The organism is Tessaracoccus pujii, assembly GCF_054483895.1.
The window spans coordinates 69,754-88,441 of record NZ_CM137012.1; the positions used below are offsets into that span (position 1 = coordinate 69,754).

At 70.8% G+C, this 18,688-nt stretch carries 13 protein-coding genes and 1 tRNA gene; 13 read left to right on the forward strand and 1 reads right to left on the reverse strand.

Features of this window, described 5'->3' with window-relative positions:
* Window positions 1–6: 6 nt before the first annotated feature.
* From ACX1D0_RS00310 to ACX1D0_RS00335, 6 genes are all read left to right on the forward strand, one after another.
* Window positions 7–696, forward strand: a complete 690-nt coding sequence (locus ACX1D0_RS00310) for an iron-dependent transcriptional repressor DtxR (RefSeq protein WP_459018930.1) — start codon at window positions 7–9, stop codon at window positions 694–696.
* Window positions 689–1,444 carry a class I SAM-dependent methyltransferase gene (locus tag ACX1D0_RS00315; RefSeq protein WP_459018931.1) on the forward strand — a complete coding sequence of 252 codons (756 nt, stop codon included), beginning with the start codon at window positions 689–691 and terminating at the stop codon, window positions 1,442–1,444. The genes ACX1D0_RS00310 and ACX1D0_RS00315 overlap by 8 nt, the downstream gene beginning before the upstream one ends.
* Before the next feature lie 105 nt (window positions 1,445–1,549).
* Window positions 1,550–1,909, forward strand: coding sequence for a thioredoxin (gene trxA, locus ACX1D0_RS00320; RefSeq protein WP_459018932.1), 360 nt, complete (start codon window positions 1,550–1,552; stop codon window positions 1,907–1,909).
* Between the two features lie 120 nt (window positions 1,910–2,029).
* On the forward strand, window positions 2,030–3,667 hold the full coding sequence (locus ACX1D0_RS00325) for an NAD(P)-binding protein (protein ID WP_459018933.1): 1,638 nt from the start codon (window positions 2,030–2,032) through the stop codon (window positions 3,665–3,667).
* Window positions 3,664–7,236 carry a pyruvate:ferredoxin (flavodoxin) oxidoreductase gene (gene nifJ / locus ACX1D0_RS00330; protein WP_459018934.1) on the forward strand — a complete coding sequence of 1,191 codons (3,573 nt, stop codon included), beginning with the start codon at window positions 3,664–3,666 and terminating at the stop codon, window positions 7,234–7,236. Before ACX1D0_RS00325 ends, nifJ begins: the two co-directional genes overlap by 4 nt.
* On the forward strand, window positions 7,236–8,249 hold the full coding sequence (locus ACX1D0_RS00335) for a dihydroorotate dehydrogenase-like protein (RefSeq protein WP_459018935.1): 1,014 nt from the start codon (window positions 7,236–7,238) through the stop codon (window positions 8,247–8,249). The genes nifJ and ACX1D0_RS00335 overlap by 1 nt, the downstream gene beginning before the upstream one ends.
* A 103-nt stretch (window positions 8,250–8,352) precedes the next feature.
* Here ACX1D0_RS00335 and ACX1D0_RS00340 read toward each other — a convergent pair.
* Window positions 8,353–8,428 (reverse strand) — tRNA-Arg (locus ACX1D0_RS00340).
* 364 nt (window positions 8,429–8,792) lie between these two features.
* On the opposite strand from ACX1D0_RS00340, the gene ACX1D0_RS00345 reads away from it, so the two are divergent.
* The 7 genes from ACX1D0_RS00345 to ACX1D0_RS00375 all read left to right on the forward strand — a co-directional run bounded on the left by ACX1D0_RS00345 (window position 8,793) and on the right by ACX1D0_RS00375 (window position 18,683).
* Window positions 8,793–10,166 carry an MFS transporter gene (locus tag ACX1D0_RS00345; RefSeq protein WP_459018936.1) on the forward strand — a complete coding sequence of 458 codons (1,374 nt, stop codon included), beginning with the start codon at window positions 8,793–8,795 and terminating at the stop codon, window positions 10,164–10,166.
* A gap of 2 nt (window positions 10,167–10,168) precedes the next feature.
* Window positions 10,169–12,271, forward strand: a complete 2,103-nt coding sequence (locus ACX1D0_RS00350) for a molybdopterin oxidoreductase family protein (RefSeq protein ID WP_459018937.1) — start codon at window positions 10,169–10,171, stop codon at window positions 12,269–12,271.
* On the forward strand, window positions 12,268–13,752 hold the full coding sequence (locus ACX1D0_RS00355) for an FAD-dependent oxidoreductase (RefSeq protein ID WP_459018938.1): 1,485 nt from the start codon (window positions 12,268–12,270) through the stop codon (window positions 13,750–13,752). The genes ACX1D0_RS00350 and ACX1D0_RS00355 overlap by 4 nt, the downstream gene beginning before the upstream one ends.
* A 106-nt stretch (window positions 13,753–13,858) precedes the next feature.
* Window positions 13,859–16,459, forward strand: a complete 2,601-nt coding sequence (gene nirB / locus ACX1D0_RS00360; RefSeq protein WP_459018939.1) for a nitrite reductase large subunit NirB — start codon at window positions 13,859–13,861, stop codon at window positions 16,457–16,459.
* Window positions 16,456–16,851 carry a nitrite reductase small subunit NirD gene (nirD, locus tag ACX1D0_RS00365; protein WP_459018940.1) on the forward strand — a complete coding sequence of 132 codons (396 nt, stop codon included), beginning with the start codon at window positions 16,456–16,458 and terminating at the stop codon, window positions 16,849–16,851. The genes nirB and nirD overlap by 4 nt, the downstream gene beginning before the upstream one ends.
* Window positions 16,852–17,997 carry a uroporphyrinogen-III synthase gene (locus ACX1D0_RS00370; protein WP_459018941.1) on the forward strand — a complete coding sequence of 382 codons (1,146 nt, stop codon included), beginning with the start codon at window positions 16,852–16,854 and terminating at the stop codon, window positions 17,995–17,997.
* A complete protein-coding gene (locus ACX1D0_RS00375; protein ID WP_459018942.1) occupies window positions 17,994–18,683 on the forward strand; it encodes a sirohydrochlorin chelatase in 690 nt (229 codons plus the stop codon). The genes ACX1D0_RS00370 and ACX1D0_RS00375 overlap by 4 nt, the downstream gene beginning before the upstream one ends.
* Window positions 18,684–18,688 lie beyond the last annotated feature (5 nt).

Sequence of the window (18,688 nt, forward strand, 5' to 3'; positions counted from 1 at the left end):
ATTGGGATGAGCGACCTGATCGACACCACGGAGATGTACCTCCGCACCGTCTATGAGCTGCTGGAGGAGGGGGTGCGGCCTCTCCGCGCGCGGATCGCCGAGCGCCTCCACCAGTCCGGCCCCACGGTGTCGCAGACGGTGGCCCGCATGGAGCGAGACGGACTCCTCTACGTGGACGCGGACCGCACCATCCGGCTCACCCGCACCGGTGCCACCCTCGCGCGCGACGTGATGCGCAAGCACCGCCTCGCGGAGTGCCTGCTCACCGAGGTGATCGGGCTGGACTGGGAGAAGGTGCACGACGAGGCCTGCCGCTGGGAGCACGTCATCTCGGTGGACGTGGAGAAGCGGCTCGTCGCGATCCTGGACTCGCCCACCCGTTCGCCCTACGGCAACCCCATTCCCGGCCTCCGCGAGCTCGGCGTGGACGTGGACCACGTCCCGTTCCGGGACCACGCGGACCCCCTGGCGGACCTCGTCACTGATCAGCCGCAGCGCTTCGTGCTGCAGCGGATGAGTGAGAACCTGCAGGCGGACCCGGCCATGCTGCCCGCTCTGGCACTCGCCGGCCTCAGGCCCGGGGTCACCTTCCTCGCCAGGAGAGACGTGGACGTGGTGCTGGTGACCATCGACGGCACCACCACCGAGGTGGGCCTGTTCGCGTCGGAGTTGTTGTTCGTGAGTCGCGATGAGTGAGAACCATGAGGCGTTGAGGTGGTTCGGCACGCGCGGACCCGGTGCCATCGAGGACGTCCTCAGCCGCGCCTACGGCGGCAACCACACTCCCTACGAGTGGCTGGCGCGCTCGGTTTCCGCATCGGCCGTGACCGTGCTGGACCTGGCGTGCGGCGCAGGCGCCATGATCGACAGGCTGGCCCGCCCCGGCCGCACGGTCATCGGCCTGGACCGCTCGGAGGCGGAGCTGGTGGAGGGCCGGCGCAGGGGCAGGGGGCCGCTCGTGCTCGGCCATGCCTCGTACCTGCCGTTCGCGGACGGCAGCTTCGACGCCGTCGTCTCGTCCCTCGGGATCGCCGTGGTCTCCGACCGCCCCCGCCTGCTCTCGGAGGTGGCGCGGGTGCTGCGCCCGGGCGGGGTGTTCGCGGCGCTCACGCCCTCGCTGCGTCCGGCCAACACCACGGACCTCAGGCTGGTCGGCCGCCTCGCCCACATCCTCAGGGTGACGCCGCTGCTGCCCGGCCTCACCGAGTTCCGGGCCCGCGACGCACTCCTGACAGCCGGACTCACGAAGGCGGAGGACAAGCGCGCCAAGTACTACGTCGAGGTCGCCGACCGCGACGACGCCGAGATGCTTTTCGCCGGCCTCCGAGGGGCCACGGACCGCGCCCGCACGCTCGCCGCGGTGGAGTTCCTCGCCGCGCGCGCCGCAGAGTCCGGCCCCGTGCGGGTGCCACTGCCCATGCGTCGCCTCATCGCCATCAAGTAGGCTTCGTATACCCCATGGGGTGTGCGGCGGAGGGAATATCGCGCCGCGCGCGGGGGTTGTACCGACGACGACGCACGAGATCCAAGGAAGAAAGGGGATCGCTCCATGGCGACCACCACCCTGACCGCAGAGAACTTCAACACCACCGTCAACGACAACGAGGTGGTCCTCGTCGACTTCTGGGCGGACTGGTGTGCGCCCTGCAAGCGCTTCTCGCCCATCTACGAAGACGCCTCCACCCGCCACGACGACGTCGTGTTCGGCAAGGTCGACACCGAGGACGCCCGGGACGTGGCGGCCGCATGGGACATCCAGTCCATCCCCACCATCATGGCCTTCCGCAGGGGCAACCTCGTGTTCCGGCAGGCCGGCCTGCTCAACGGCAAGCAGGTGGACTCCCTGATCGAGCAGATCAAGGCCCTGGACATCGAGGCCCTGGTCGAGGAGACCAAGACCGCAGGCTGAGCTTCCCAGCTCCGCCGACGAGGGCCCGCGTGACAACGCGGGCCCTTTGTCTGCCCCCAGTGCCCCCGCCATACCCCACCCCCCTACGATGCTGAGTAGTAGCTACGAGAAGGGGCAACGATGGCCGCCGAGCGCAGGGACATGACCGTCCAACCGGACCTGAGTCACACCGCAGGTCGAGTGGCTCCGGTCCGATCGCGGAAGCCCATCTACCTGGACATGCTCCCGCCGTGCAACGCGGGGTGCCCAGCGGGGGAGAACATCCAGGAGTGGCTGCGGCTGATCAAGGCCGGCGAGGCCGAGGCCGCCTGGCGCCAACTCGTCACCGACAATCCGTTCCCCGCCATCCACGGCCGCGTCTGCTACCACCCCTGTGAGACGGACTGCAACCGCAAGGACCTCGACGAGGCCGTCTCCATCCACTCCGTCGAGCGCTACCTGGGCGACCTTGCCATCGAGAAGGGATGGCACTTCCCGCCGCCCCGCCGTCGCTCCGGCCGGCGTGTCATGGTGGTGGGCTCCGGCCCGGCGGGCCTGTCGGCCGCGTACCACCTCAGCCGCCTCGGGCACGACGTCGAGATATTCGACGCCGGCGACAAGCCGGGCGGCATGATGCGTTACGGCATCCCCGAGTACCGCCTGCCCCGTGACGTGCTGGACGCCGAACTCGGGCGCCTCGTCGCCATGGGCGTGGTGTTCCGCCAGAACACCCCCATCAAGGACCTGCTCGCCACCCAGCGCGACGGCAACTTCGACGCCGTCTTCGTCGCCGTCGGTGCGCACATCTCCAAGCGCGTGGACATCCCCGCCACCGACGCCACCCGCGTGGTGGACGCCGTGAGCTTCCTGCGGGAGGTGGCGTCGGGGGAACGGCCCATCATCGGACGGAGGGTCGCGGTGTACGGCGGCGGCAACACCGCCATGGACGCGGCGAGAGTGGCCCGTCGGCTCGGCGCCGAGGAATCCGTCATCGTCTACCGTCGAACGCTCGCCGAGATGCCCGCGCACGCCGAGGAACTCGAAGGTGCCCAGGCGGAGGGCGTGCAGATGAACTGGCTGCGCACCATCACCTCGATGAACGAGGAGGACCTCACCGTCGAGATCATGGAACTCGACGACAACGGCAAGGCCCGGGGCACCGGACGCTTCGAGACGCTGGCCGCAGACACCGTGATCCTGGCGCTCGGCCAGCGCGCGGACACCGACTTCCTGCGGGCCATTCCTGGAATGAGCTTCAACGACGACGTGGTGGACGTGGATCCCACCAGCCTGATGACCGCCGTGCCGGGTATCTTCGCCGGCGGCGATGCGGTGCCGTCGGACCGCACCGTCACCATCGGCGTGGGCCACGGCAAGAAGGCGGCCCGCCGCATCGACGCCTGGCTCAACAAGGAGGAATGGGTGCCGCGCGACAAGAACGCGGTGGTCACCCTGCCGATGATGAACCTCTGGTACTTCGGCGATCACCAGCGCCGGGTGCAGGAGGAGACCGACGTCGAGGAGCGACTCGAGGGCTTCGGTGAGGTGATGGCCGGCCTGACCGACGCCGAGGCCGGCTACGAGGCCAACCGCTGCCTGAGCTGCGGCAACTGCTTCGAGTGCGACGGATGCTTCGGCGCATGCCCGGAGGACGCCGTGATCAAACTGGGCAAGGGCAACCGCTACCGCTTCGACTACGAGAAATGCACCGGCTGCGCCACCTGCTACGAGCAGTGCCCGGTGCACGCCATCGACATGATCCAGGAGGGCACCCGATGAGCACCAAGGCGATCATCGACGGCAACGAGGCGGCGGCGGACGTCGCCTACCGCGTCAGTGAGCTGTGTTCCATCTACCCCATCACGCCGTCGTCGACGATGGCGGAGCTGGCGGACGAGTGGGCGGCGCACGGCCGCACCAACATCTACGGGCAGGTGCCCACCGTCATCGAGATGCAGTCCGAGGGCGGTGCCGCCGGCGCCATGCACGGGGCGCTGCAGGGCGGCGCGCTGTCGACCACCTTCACCGCCTCGCAGGGGCTCCTGCTGATGATCCCCAACATGTACCGGATCGCCGGCGAACTCACCTCAACCGTGTTCCATGTGGCCGCGCGCTCCCTGGCGACGCAGGGCCTGTCCATCTTCGGTGACCACCAGGATGTCATGGCGGTGCGCCAGACCGGCGTCTGCCTGCTCAGCTCCGCCTCCGTCCAGGAGGCCCACGACATGGCCGCGGTGGCGCACTCGGCCACGCTCCGCACCCGGCTGCCGATCGTGCACTTCTTCGACGGGTTCCGCACCTCGCACGAACTCAACACCCTGACCAAGCTCACCGACGACGAGCTGCGCCAGTTCATCCCGCGCGAGTTGGTGATGGAGCACCGCGCCCGTGCCTTGAGCCCCGCCAACCCGTTCATCCGTGGCACCGCCCAGAACCCGGACACCTATTTCCAGTCCAGGGAGACCGCCAACCTGTACTACGAGTGGGCGCCGAAGGTGATCGCCAACGAGATGGACAAGTTCGCCGAACTGACCGGCCGACGCTACGGGCTCGTCGAGTACCACGGTGCGCCGGACGCGGACCGTGTCGTCGTCGTCATGGGTTCGGGCATCGAGGCCGTCACGCCGGTGGTCGATCGCCTCAACGCCCAGGGCGAGCGAGTGGGCGTGATCCAGATCCGTCTCTACCGCCCGTTCCCCACCGACGCGTTCCTGGCGGCACTGCCGGCCACGGTGACTCGCCTCGCGGTCCTCGATCGCACGAAGGAGTCCGGCGCCACCGGTGAGCCGATGTTCCTCGACGTCACCTCCGTGCTGGCGGAGGCAGTGGCCGGCGGGCTGCGTGACGCGCTGCCCGTCACCATCGGAGGCCGGTACGGGCTGTCGTCGAAGGAGTTCACGCCCGCGATGGTCGTGGCCATCTACGACGAGCTGGCTCGGGAGACGCCCAAGCCGCGGTTCACCGTCGGCATCCACGACGACGTCACCCATCTCTCGTTGGACTACGACCCGACGCTGGACCTGGAGAATCCAGAGACGCTGCGCGCCGTCTTCTACGGCCTCGGCTCGGACGGCACCGTCGGCGCCAACAAGAACACCATCAAGATCCTGGGCTCCTCAGAGGACACCTTTGCTCAGGGCTATTTCGTCTACGACTCGAAGAAGTCGGGGTCACGGACGGTCTCGCACCTGCGCTTCGGGCCGCACCCCATCCACGCGCCGTATCTGATCAACCAGGCCGGCTTCATCGGCTGCCACCACTGGTCCATCCTGGAGCGGGTCGATGTGCTGGAGTTCGCCCGGCCCGGCACCGTGCTGCTGCTCAACGCCCCCTACGGACCCGATGGGACCTGGCGTCAGCTGCCCCTTCCGGTTCAGCGCAGGATCATCGAACTGGGGATCAAGGTCTACGTCATCGACGCAGGGAAGGTCGCGCGCGCGGCCGGACTGGGCAGCCGCACCAACACCATCCTGCAGACCTGTTTCTTCGCCATCTCGGGCGTCCTGCCACGGGACAAGGCCATCGAGAAGATCAAGGACGCGATCACCAAGACCTACGCCCGCAAGTCCGCGGAGGTGGTGCGCAAGAATCACGAGGCCGTGGATGCTGCGCTGGCCGAGCTGCACGAGGTGGTCGTGCCGGACTTCGCCTCCTCGGATCACGGGTTCATCCCACCCGTGCCGGCCAACGCTCCCAAGTTCGTGCGCACGGTGACCGCGACCATGCTGACGGGTCGCGGCGACGACCTGCCGGTCTCGGCACTGCCGGTGGACGGGACCTACCCGTCGGGCACCACCAAGTTCGAGAAGCGCAACATCTCCGAGATCGTGGCCGAGTGGGACGCCGAGTCCTGCATCCAGTGCGGTAACTGCGCGTTCGTATGCCCGCACTCGGTGCTGCGCGCCAAGAGTTACTCCGCCGATTCGATCGGCGATGCCCCGGAGGGATTCCTGTCCGCGCCGCTCAACGCGGCAGGGCTGCCGCAGACCCGCTACACGCTGCAGGTCTACGTGGAGGACTGCACGGGATGCGGCCTGTGTGTGGAGGCCTGTCCGGTCAAGCCGGTGGACCAGCCGTCGCGTCGGGCGATCAACCTGGTGCCGCTCCTGGACCGCGAGAAGGAGAAGGCGGCGGTGGACTACTTCGAGACCATCCCGCAGAACGACCGCTCCCGCGTGGACTTCGGTACCATCCGCGGCACCCAGTTCCTGGAACCGCTGTTCGAGTTCTCGGGAGCCTGCTCCGGCTGCGGAGAGACGCCCTACCTCAAGCTGCTGAGCCAGCTGTTCGGCGACCGCGCAACCATCGCCAACGCCACCGGCTGCTCCTCGATCTACGGCGGCAACCTGCCCACCACACCGTGGGCCAAGAACGCCGCGGGCCGCGGTCCGGCCTGGTCCAACTCTCTGTTCGAGGACAACGCCGAGTTCGGCCTGGGCATCCGCCTGGCGGCGGACCTGCACGAGAACCTCGCCCGGACCAGGCTGGCCGAACTCCGCGGCGACATCGGTGACGACGCTCTGGTCGACGGAATCCTGGGCGCGCCTCAACGCCAGGGCTCCGAACTGACCGCGCAGCTGGACCGGGTCAACCGGCTGAAGGAGAAGCTCGTCGGGCTCAAGGGGATCGCCGCGGAAGACCTGCGCAGCGTGGCGGATCACCTGATGCGCCGCTCCGTGTGGATCGTCGGCGGCGACGGGTGGGCCTACGACATCGGCTCCGGTGGCGTGGACCACGTGCTCGCCTCCGGGCGCAACGTCAACATCCTTGTCCTGGACACCGAGGTGTACTCCAACACCGGCGGCCAGGCCTCGAAGTCCACGCCGCTGGGCGCCGTCGCGAAGTTCGCCTCCGGCGGGAAGCTGACCAACAAGAAGGATCTGGCCATGCAGGCGATGGCCTACGGGTCGGTCTACGTGGCGCGCGTGGCGATGGGGGCGGACCCGCAGCAGACGCTCAAGGCATTCAGGGAGGCCGAGGCCTACGACGGCCCCAGCCTGATCATCGCCTACAGCCACTGCATCGCGCACGGCTACGACATCCGCAAGGGCCTTGAGCAGCAGTACCGGGCCGTCAACTCGGGCCACTGGCCGCTCATGCGCTACAACCCCGTCATCCGCGACTCGGGCGGCAACCCGTTCCTGCTGGATTCGCCGCGGCCGCGGATGTCGCTGCAGAAGTACCAGTCCGCGGAGCTGCGCTACAAGGTGCTTCGCGCGGCGGATCCCGTGGAGGCGGACCGCCTCCTCGTCCTCGCGCAGGAGCAGGTGGACCGCAAGTGGGCCGAGTACGAAGAGCTGGCCAGCCGGGGCGCTCACCAGTTCGCAGCCGATCCGAGGAACCGATGATGACCGATCTCACCACCACCTACCTGGGCCTCACCCTGCGCAACCCCGTCGTCGCGTCGGCCGGACCGTTGTCGCAGACCGTCGAGGGCGTGAGGTCACTGGCCGACGGCGGAGTGGGCGCCGTCGTGCTCTACTCCCTGTTCGAGGAACAGTTGCGCCGCGAGGCAGAGGCGACGGCGGCGCTGGAGGAGATGTACGAGGACTCGCACGCCGAGGCGCTCTCCTACTTCCCGACGGTGCCCCGGGCCGGCCACGATGCCAGCCACTCGTACCTCAGGCTGGTGGAGCAGGCGGCCGCCGCCATCGACGTGCCGCTGATCGCCTCGCTCAACGGCGCGTCGCTGGGCGGGTGGACGCAGACCGCGCGCAGCCTCGAGGACGCGGGGGCCGCGGCCATCGAACTCAACATCTACTTCGTTCCAGGGGACGTGACCATGTCCGGGTTCGCGGTGGAGGAGCGTCACCTGGCCATCCTCGCGGCCGTGAAGGGCGCCGTCGGCATCCCGGTCGCGGTGAAGCTGAGTCCGTTCTTCTCGTCTGTGGGCAACATGGCGGTGCGCCTGGCTGCCTCCGGCGCCGACGGGTTGGTGCTGTTCAACCGGTTCCTGCAGCCGGACATTGATCTGGACCGGATGACGGTGGAGGCGGGCGTGAGCCTGTCGTCGCCGGTGGAGGCGCGCCTGCCGCGGACCTGGATCTCGGTCCTGCGCGGGCGGGTCGAGGCGTCGCTGGCGGCCACCACCGGCGTCGACACCTCCGACGACGTGGTCAAGTACATCCTTGCGGGGGCCGATGTGGTGATGACCACGTCGTCGCTGATCCGCCGGGGGCCGGCGTACGCGCAGGTGCTCGTCGAGGGCCTGGGGCAGTGGCTGAAGGCGAAGGGATTGTCGCTGAACAAGGCGCGGGGGCTTCTGTCGGTTCCCGCGGAGGCGTCGCCGGACGCCTACGAGCGCGAGGGATACGTGTCGGCGTTGCAGAAGGCGAAGTCGACGTACGGGTCGCTGCGCTGACCTCCCTACGATAGGCGCGTGCCGGACCTGCTGCGGTCACGTGTGGCAGGAGCTTCAGCTCAGGCGCCGACCCGACGGGACGCTGGAACGCGTCGAGTGATGGTGGCGACCCCGGGAAGATTCGAACTTCCGACACAAGGTTTAGGAAACCTCTGCTCTATCCCCTGAGCTACGGGGCCAGTCGGCCCTGAACCACGGGCCAACGGACAGGATACCGGGCCGCAGCCGATGCTGCAGACCGCACCCGTCCCCGGAGGCGCGGCCAGTGCATTTGAGCCGGGATTGGGTCTCGCGGGACGTGGAACGATCAAATCCGGCGATCCGGGCGTCGATGCTCGTCGTAGGCTCACCGACCTCCATCGAAAGCCGTGTCCGGCTCAAGTCGCCCTCGCCCTCACAGCCGGCCGACGGCGGGCGTGAGGAAGAAGTGACACCTCCGTTACCCGGCGGGTGATCGGTCGACACACCGGGAACTTAGGTTCGTACTCGAGCAGCGTCGCTCACCACAGCCCGTGACCGAGAAAGAGCCGAAGGAGCGACACCATGACCACCACTCGCATCCACCCGTCGAGCGAGCCCGACCTGGCCCTCGACGCCCTCACAAGCGGGCTTACGCGCCGTCCCGGCCGCTGGATCGACGGCTGGGATCCGGAGAACCCCCACCAGTGGGGGAGCGTGGGCCGGCCCATCGCCCGCCGAAACCTCTGGCTGTCCATCTTCGCCGAGTTCCTCGGGTTCGCGGTGTGGGCGCTCTGGAGCATCGTCGTGCCGCAGCTCAACGGGGTGGGATTCAACCTGAGCATCAACGAGATGTTCTGGCTGGTCTCGACGCCGGCGCTCGTCGGCGCGACCCTCCGCCTGCCGTACACCTTCGCGGTCCCGCGCTTCGGCGGCCGCAACTGGACGGTGGTATCGGCGATGCTGCTCCTCCTTCCGGCCGGGGCGTTGGCGTGGGCGGTCAACCATCCGGATCTGCCCTTCATCGCGCTGGTGGGAATCGCCACGCTGGCGGGCGTGGGCGGCGGCAACTTCGCCTCGTCGATGGCCAACATCTCGTTCTTCTTCCCCGCGAAGGAGAAGGGCGCCGCCTTGGGCCTCAACGCCGCCGGCGGCAACCTCGGCACCGCTGCGGTGCAGTTGGCGGTGCCGATCGTGATCACCCTGGGTGCGGGGCTCAGCCTGGACCGGGCCGGCCTGATGTTCATCCCCCTGGCACTGCTGGCCGCCGTGCTGGCGTGGCGGGGCATGGACAACCTGTCCAATGCGAAGTCCGATCCCCGCGCCTACGCGGCCGCGCTGCGCCACCCCCACACGTGGATCATCTCGTTCATCTACATCGGCACGTTCGGCTCGTTCATCGGCTACTCCGCCACCTTCCCGACGCTCCTGAGGAACCTCTTCCCGACGGTGACGCTCTCGCTGGCCTTCATGGGCGCCCTTGTCGGCTCACTCGCCCGCCCCTTCGGCGGCTACCTGTCCGACCGCATCGGCGGCGCGCTCGTCACCTGCGTCTCCTTCGCGGCCATGGCCGTGGGGGCGGTGGGGGCCATCATGGGCCTGCAGGCGCAGTCGTTCCCGGTCTTCTTCCTCTCCTTCCTGTGGCTGTTCGTGTTCACCGGCATCGGCAACGGCTCGGTGTACCGGATGATCCCGGCCGTCTTCTCCGGCACGTCGGGCAGCGATCCGGCCTCGCTCGTCGCGGCTGGTCGCGCGGCGGCCGGGTGCATCGGCATCGCCGGTGCGGTGGGCGCCTTCGGCGGGTTCCTCATCCCGCAGGGCTTCGCGCTTTCGCGGACCGTCACGGGCGGCCTCCAGCCGGCGCTCTGGGTGATGGTGGGGGTCTATCTCCTCATGCTCGGGGTCACCTGGTTCGTCTACCTGCGGCGGACCTCGCCCCTCGCGACACTGAAGGTCTGATCATGACCGCCACCCATTGCCCCTACTGCGCCCTCCAGTGCGCGATGGCCGTGGCGCCAGGGGCGACCGTCGGTGCAACGCCGGCGGTCACCCCGCTGGAGTTTCCCACCAACCGGGGCCGCCTGTGCCAGAAGGGGTGGACGTCGGCCGAGGTGCTGACGGCGCCGGACCGGCTCACCTCCCCGCTGGTGCGGCGCGACGGGGAACTCGTCGCGACCGACTGGGACACCGCGCTCGCTCTCGTCGCCGACACGCTGCTGCGGCTGCGGGCCGAGCACGGCCCGGAGTCGGTGGCTGTCTTCGGAGGCGGTGGGCTCACCAACGAGAAGGCCTACCAGCTCGGGAAGTTCGCCCGGGTGGCGCTGCGGACCCCCAACATCGACTACAACGGACGCTTCTGCATGTCGTCGGCGGCGGCGGGCGGCCGCCGGGCTTTCGGGCTCGACCGCGGTCTGCCGTTCCCGCTGACCGATCTCGACGGCGCGGGCGCGATCCTGCTCGTCGGGTCCAACCCGGCCGAGACGATGCCGCCCTTCTGCACCCACCTGTCCGGGGCGCAGGAGGCCGGCGGGCTGATCGTCGTGGACCCTCGCCGCACGCCGACGGCGGCCCTCACCGGCGACGGCCGCGGCCTCCACCTCAGCCCGCTGCCCGGCACGGACCTGGTTCTGCTCCTCGGCCTCACCCAGATCCTGTGGACCGAGGGCCTCGTCGACCAGGCCTACCTCGCCGAGCGCACCAACGGCGTCGACGACCTGCGCGCCAGCCTCGCTGCGTGGTGGCCGGAACGGGTGGAGCGCGTGACCGGCGTGCCCGTCACCGAACTGCGGCGCGCGGCGCGCCTCCTCGCCGCAGCCAGCCCCGCGCGCGGGGGACGGGGCGCCTACGTGCTCACGGGCCGCGGGGCCGAGCAGCACGCCCACGGCACCGACACCGTCACCGCCGCCGTGAACCTCGCCCTCTGCCTGGGGCTCCCCGGGAGGGTGGGGTCCGGATACGGCTGCCTCACCGGCCAGGGCAACGGCCAGGGCGGCCGCGAGCACGGGCTCAAGGCAGACCAGCTGCCCGGGTACCGCTCGATCACCGACCCAGACGCCCGCGCGCACGTCGCCGCCGTCTGGGGAGTGGACCCGGACTCACTACCGGGGCCCGGGAAGCCGGCCGTCGCGCTGTTCGAGTCGCTCGCCACCCCCGGCGGACCGCGGGCGATGCTCATCCACGGGTCCAACCCGGTGGTCAGCCTGCCCGACGTCCTGCGCCTCACCGAGCGGATCCAGGCACTCGACCTCCTCGTGGTGGCCGACTTCTTCCTGTCCGAGACCGCGGCCATGGCCGACGTGGTCCTCCCCGTCACCCAATGGGCGGAGGAGACCGGAACCATGACCAACCTCGAGGGTCGCCTGTTGTTGCGCGCCCGCGCCGCCCTGCCCCCCGTCGGCGTGCGGACCGAACTGGAGGTGTGGAGCGACCTGGCTGAGCGTCTGGGAAGCCCCATCCCGTTCAGCGCCGATCCCGCGGTCGTGTTCGACGAACTGGCCCGGGCCAGCGCGGGCGGCGTGGCCGACTACGCCGGCTTCAGCCACCAGCGGCTTCGCGACGGCGACGCGCTCTACTGGCCCTGCCCTGCCCCCGAACATCCCGGCACCCCCCGGGTTTTCCTCGACCGCTTCGAGACTCCTGACGGGCGCGCGGTCCTCCACCCCGTGGACGAGACGCCTCCCGACGACACGCTCACCCCCGAGCTGCCGCTCTACCTCGTCACCGGCCGGGTCCTCCAGCACTACCAGTCCGGCGCGCAGACGCGCCGCGTCCCCGCGCTCAACAACGTCGAGCCGGAGGCCTACGTCGAGATGCACCCGCTCCTGGCCCAGCGGCTCGGTGTCGCGGCGGGGGACAAGGTGGCCGTCCACTCCCGCCGGGGTAGCTGCGAGGCGGTGGCCCGGCTCACCGAGGGCATCCGGCACGACACGGTCTTCATGCCCTTCCACTACCCGGACGCCGGCGCGGTCAACCGGGTCACCAACGCCGCCACAGACCCCATCTCGGGCATGCCCGAGCTGAAGGTCGCGGCCGTGCGGCTGACACGGATCGGAGCGGCGGCATGAGTCACCGGATCGTGGTCGTGGGTCACGGCATGGTGGGGCACCGCTTCCTCGCCGACCTGGCCTCCCACCGCCTCAACGACGTCGAGGTCACCGTCCTGGGCGAGGAGGGGCACGCCGCCTACAACCGGATCCTCCTGCCCGACGTGATCATGGGCCGGGCCGACCTGCCCGGGCTCACGCTGCCCGAGAGCCGTGGTGTGCGGATGCTGCGCGGCCGCAAGGCCACCGGGATCGACCGCCGCAACCGCACGGTCGTCGACTCCACGGGGGAGGAGCACCCCTTCGACACGCTCGTGCTGGCCACCGGCGCGGAGCCGGTGTTCCCGACCGTCGACGGCGTGGTCCGCGCCGACGGCACCCCCATGCCGGGAGTGGCCGCGCTGCGCACCTGGGACGACGCGGACCGGGTCCGCTCGGCCGCGGCCGCCGGCGCCAGGGTCGTGGTCATGGGGGGAGGCGTCCTCGGCATCGAGGCCGCCGTCGCGCTCGCCGAGGCCGGCAGCGACGCCACCATCGTGCACCGCGGCTCGGCGCCGCTGGACCGCCAGTTCGATCCCGCGAGCGGCGCCGTCGTCCGCGCAGGGCTGACGGACCGCGGGATCACCATCCTCGTCGACGTGCGCGTCGCCGGGGTGGAGCGTCGCCGTGACGGCGCCCTCACCTCCGTCAGGCTGACCAGCGGCAGGCACATCCCCGCCGACCTCCTGCTCGTCGCGATCGGGGTCAGGCCCCGGACCCGCCTGGCGGAGGCCGCCGACCTGTGGGTGCGAAACGGCATCCTCGTGAGCGACACGTGCCGCACCGACGACCCGGCCATCTACGCCATCGGCGACTGCGCCCGCCCCCCCCGCGGCTGCCCCGGGCTGGTGGGCCCGGGCTGGGAGCAGGCGCGCGTCCTCGCGCACCACCTGGCCGAGAAGATCAGCGGCCGGTCCGGACCCCGGCCCGTGCTCGGCGCCGACTCCGGCGTGTTCCGGGTCAAGGCCGAGGGCCTCGAGGCGGTCACCATGGGGGAGTTCCCGGCCGACGAGTTCGCGCCCGGCGCGCCGCGGGTGCTGTCCCTCACCGATCCGGTGGGCCGCCGCCGGGTGCGGGTGGCCGTCGCGGACGGACTCCTGGTGGGCGCCACCTGCGTCGGCGATCCCCAGGTCGCGGCCGACCTGACGGTGGCGTTCGACTCCCGCACACCCGTCCCCGACGACCCGGCCGCCCTGCTGGCCCGCCCGCTCGCCGGCGCGGCGCCGTCGATGTCTGTGGCCGACCTGCCGGACGCCGCGATCGTGTGCCGCTGCAACGCCGTGACCAAGGCGGCCATCACCGATGCAGTTAAAGCCGGCGCCGACACCCCCGAGGCCGTGGCGACGGCGACCCGCGCCTCCACCGGCTGCGGAAGCTGCACGGCCGACGTCTGCAGCCTGGTCGCCGCCCTCGGCGCCGCCGGCACTCCGCGAACCTCACTCGAGCGGGTCACCGTCGCGTGAGTGGCTTGTTTCACACCCGAAACGTGAATGATCCCGCCCCGGAAACTGCGCCGCCTAGCGTCGTAGATACCAAGGAGCCCAACCGACTAGACCCCTGGAGGCCGATATGAGCAAGCTGTGTGTGGTGGTCGGAGGTGGCATGGTCGCCCACCGATTCGTCGAGGCCCTGCGTTCGCGCGACGAGGCCGGCGAGTGGCGCGTGACCGTCCTGGCCGAGGAGCCCCGTCCCCCCTACGACCGGGTGGCGCTGACCAGCTACTTCGAGAACCGCGACCCCGAGCTGCTCAACCTCGGCGAGGCGCACCTCTGGCAGGACCCGAACGTCAAGCTGCGGCGCGGCGCCAAGGTGGTCTCCGTGGACCCCGCGGCGCACACCGTCATCACCGAGAACGGCATGTCGCACGCCTACGACTCCCTGGTGCTGGCCACCGGCTCCTACGCGTTCATGCCGCCTGTTCCCGGCCGTGAGCTGCCCGGCTGCTTCGTGTACCGCACCATCGACGACGTGGCCGCCCTGCGCGGCTACGTCGAGACGCTGCAGGAACGCAACCCGAAGCGTCGCGTCCGCGGCGCCGTCATCGGCGGCGGCCTGCTGGGCCTCGAGGCCGCTGGCGCGCTGCGGAAGCTCGGCGCCGACACCACCGTGGTCGAGTTCGCCCCCAGGCTGATGCCCCTGCAGGTGGACGAGGGCGGCGGCGAGTCGCTCAAACGCCTCATCGAGGCCATGGACGTCGACGTCCGCGTCGGCACCGCCACCTCGGCCATCAAGGGCCGGATCGCCGTCGAGAAGATGGTCTTCAACGACGGCACCTCCATCGCCGTGGACGTGGTGATCTTCGCCACCGGCGTCCGCCCCCGCGACGAACTCGCCCGCGACGCCGGCCTCGAGGTGGGGGAGCGCGGTGGCATCGTCGTCGACGACACCTGCCGCACCGCCGACCCTGACATCTTCGCCATCGGCGAGGTGGCCTGCATCCAGGGCCGCGTCTGGGGCCTCGTCGGCCCCGGCTACACCATGGCGGAGGTGGCGGTCGACCAGATGCTCGGCCGCTCCGGCACCTTCACCGGCGGCGACCTCTCCACCAAGCTGAAGCTCCTCGGCGTCGACGTGGCCAGCTTCGGCGACGCCTTCGGCGCCACCGAGGGCGCCCTGTCGGTGGTCTACACCGACCCGATCGCCGGCGTGTACAAGAAGCTGGTCCTGTCCGACGACGCCCGCACCCTGCTCGGCGGCATCCTGGTGGGCGACGCCTCGGCCTACGCCGGCCTCAGGCCCCTGCTGGGCCGGCCGCTCGGGGTGGACCCCGCCGCCTACCTCGTGCCCGCCGGCGCGGAGGGCGCCCCGGTCCAGGGCGAGCTGCCCGACGACGCCCCCGTCTGCTCCTGCAACAACGTGACCGCCGGTGCCATCCGCTGCTCCGTCACTGAGGGCGGCTGCACCGACCTCGCCGGCGTCAAGGCCTGCACCAAGGCCGGCACCAGCTGCGGCTCCTGCCTGCCGCTGGTCCGCAAGCTGATGGTCGCGGAGCTCGAGAAATCCGGCACGGTCGTCAGCAACGCCCTGTGCGAGCACTTCGAGCTCTCCCGGGCCCAGCTGTTCGACGTGGTCCGGATCACCGGGCTCACCACCTTCTCCGAGATCATCGGCCGGCACGGCCGCGGCCGCGGGTGCGACATCTGCAAGCCCGTCGTCGCCTCGATCCTCGCCAGCCTCGGCAACGGACACATCCTCGCCGGCGAACAGGCCGCCATCCAGGACACCAACGACCACGTGCTGGCCAACATCCAGAAGGACGGCACCTACTCCGTCGTGCCCCGCGTGCCCGGCGGCGAGATCACCCCGGACGGGCTCATCGTGATCGGCCAGATCGCCCGCGACTTCGGGCTCTACACCAAGATCACCGGCGGCCAGCGCATCGACATGTTCGGCGCACGGATCGATCAGCTGCCCGACATCTGGCGGCGCCTCGTCGACGCCGGGTTCGAGTCAGGCCACGCCTACGGCAAGTCGCTGCGCACCGTGAAGTCCTGCGTCGGGTCCACCTGGTGCCGCTACGGCGTCCAGGACTCCGTCGGCCTGGCGATCGACCTGGAGCTGCGCTACCGCGGCCTCCGCTCGCCGCACAAGCTCAAGCTCGGCGTCTCCGGCTGTGCCCGCGAATGCGCCGAGGCCCGCGGCAAGGACGTCGGCATCATCGCCACGGACAAGGGCTGGAACGTCTACGTGGGCGGCAACGGCGGCTTCACCCCCCGTCACGCCGTCCTCCTGGCCGAGGACCTCACCACCGAGGAGCTCGTGCGCACCATCGACCGCTTCCTCATGTACTACGTGCGCACCGCCGACCGCCTTCAGCGCACGGCGGTCTGGCTGGAGTCGATCGAGGGCGGCCTGGATCACGTCCGGAAGGTGATCATGGAGGACTCCCTCGGCATCGCCGCGGACCTCGACGTCGCCATGGCCGGCCACGTCGACGGCTACCGCGACGAGTGGCGCGACGTGCTGGAGGACCCGGTCAAGCTGGCCCGGTTCGCGGGCTTCGTCAACGCGGCCGACGCCGTCGACGACAACCTTCAGTACGTGGGGGAGCGTGGACAGGTCCGTCCCGCCACGGACGCGGACCGCACCTCCGGCGTCGAGCTGGTCGATTCCGAGCGGCGGCCGGTCCTGGTCGCCGGACCCACCATCCCCATTGGAGGAGCGCGATGATCACCACCGCCGAACCCGTCTGCCGCCTTGACGACCTGCTGCCGGAACGGCCCGTAGCCGCACTGATCGACGGCCGGCAGGTGGCCATCGTCCGGCTCCACGACGACCGCGTCGTCGCCGTCGGCATGTGGGACCCCTTCGCCCGGGCCAACGTCATGGCCCGTGGGCTCGTGGGCTCGTCCCTGGTGGACGGGGAGGACGTGCCCGTACTCTTCTCTCCCATGTACAAGCAGGCCTTCGACCTCCGCACAGGCGTGTGCCTGTCGGACCCCGCGAAGGCGCTCGGCACGTGGGCCGTGGCGGTGCTCGACGGACGGGTGTTCGTCGGGTCGCAGGTCACAGAGGAGGCGCCGCTGCGTCGGCCCGCCGAGGGCCTGGCCAGGGCGGGCTGAATGGACGCGACGGTGACCGCCGACGGTTCCACCGCGGCAGCCGGCGCGCACTCGCTCGCCGGCTGCCGCGTCGTGCTGACCGCGAAGCGGCGCGCCTCCGAACTGGCCTCGGCGCTGGAGCGCCGCGGGGTGGAGATCATCCGGGCCCCCATCCTCTCGATCGTGCCGCACGCCGACGATGAGCTGCTGATCGCACACACCAGAGCGCTGATCGCCGATCCCCCGGACGCGGTGGTGGCCACCACAGGCGTGGGGTTCCGCGGCTGGATGGAGGCCGCGGACGCCGCAGGGTCTGCCGGTGAGCTGCTGGAGGTGTTGAGGGGAGCCCGGATCATCGCGCGCGGCCCGAAGGCGCAGGGCGCGGTCCACGGCGCCGGCCTGACGGCCGACTGGGTGGCGGACTCGGAGACGGCGGCCGAGATCAAAGAGCTCTTCGAGACCGAGGGGGTCGCGGGCCTGCACGTGGCCGTGCAGCACCACGGCGCGGGCAGCGACGGCATCGACGAGCTCCTCGTCGAGCTGGGCGCCCGCGTCACGTCGCTGGTGGTGTACCGCTGGGGACCCTCCCCGGACCCCGAGGCCGTGAGCCGCGCCGTCGGACTGGTGGCGGCCGCCGAGGTCGACGCGGTGGCCTTCACGTCCGCGCACGGCGTGGTGGAGTTCCTCGCCGCCTGCGAGCGGGAGGGGTTGAGGGACGCGGCCATCAAGGCGATGGCCGGGCCCGTCCTGCCCGCGACCGTGGGGCCGGTCACCGCGGCGCCCCTCATCGAGCTGGGCCTCACCCCGCTGATCCCGGACCGGTTCCGGCTGGGCGCGCTGGTGCGGGAGCTCACCGCGGCGCTGTCCGCGCGCGGCGTGGCCGAGGTGGCCACGCCGGCGGGTGTGCTGTGGTTGCGGCGGTCCGCCGCGAGCCTGGACGGGAAGGCCCTGCCGCTCAGCCAGGTGCAGTTCGCCGTGCTGCGCGCCCTCGTCGAAGCCGGGGGTGGGGTGGTCTCGCGCGAGGACATCCTGGCCGTGCTACCGGGATGCTCCAACGACCCGCACGCAGCGGAGGTCGCGGTGGCACGCCTCCGGGATAGCATGGGGGACCGCTCGCTCGTGCGCACGGTGCCACGGCGCGGATACCGCCTGGAGGTCAGCGCATGAGACCGGCCCTCGTCGTCTGCGCGCACGGCACCGACGACCCGGACGGCCAGGCGGCCGTGCTGGCCATCGCGGCGGCGGTGGCGGAGCGGCTGCAGGATGTGACCGTGGAGGCCGCCTACGTCGACGTACAGGAGCCCAAGCTGGACGTCGTCGTCGACCGACTCGTCGCCCGCGGGGAGACCGTCGTCGTGGTCCCGGTGCTGCTCACCCTCGGCTTCCACACGGAGGTGGACGTGCGCAACGCGATCGCCTCGCATCCCGGACAGGTGGTCTCCACAGGCCCGCTCGGCCCGGACCCCCGGCTGGAGGCCGCACTCGTGGACCGGCTCCTGGAGGCCGGCGTACCGGAGGATGCCGCGGTGGTGGTGGGAGTCGCCGGGTCGTCGCGCCCGGAGGCGGCAGACGTGGGTCGCGGCGTGGCGCGCGGTGTGCAGGAGCGCTGGGCTGGGCCGGTGACGGTGGGCTTCCTGGCGAAGGCCGAGCCGACGGTGTCCGACGCGGTGACCGCCGCCCGGGGGAATCGCCCGGTGGCCCTGGCCTCGTACCTCATCGGGCACGGGTTCTTCCAGCGCAGGCTCGCCCGCGCGGGCGGAGACCTGCTCGCCGAGCCGATCGGCGCCCATCCCGGGCTCGTAGATGTGGTGGTGGACCGGTACCGGTCGGGCTGCAGGCTTCTCGACGACTGACGGCC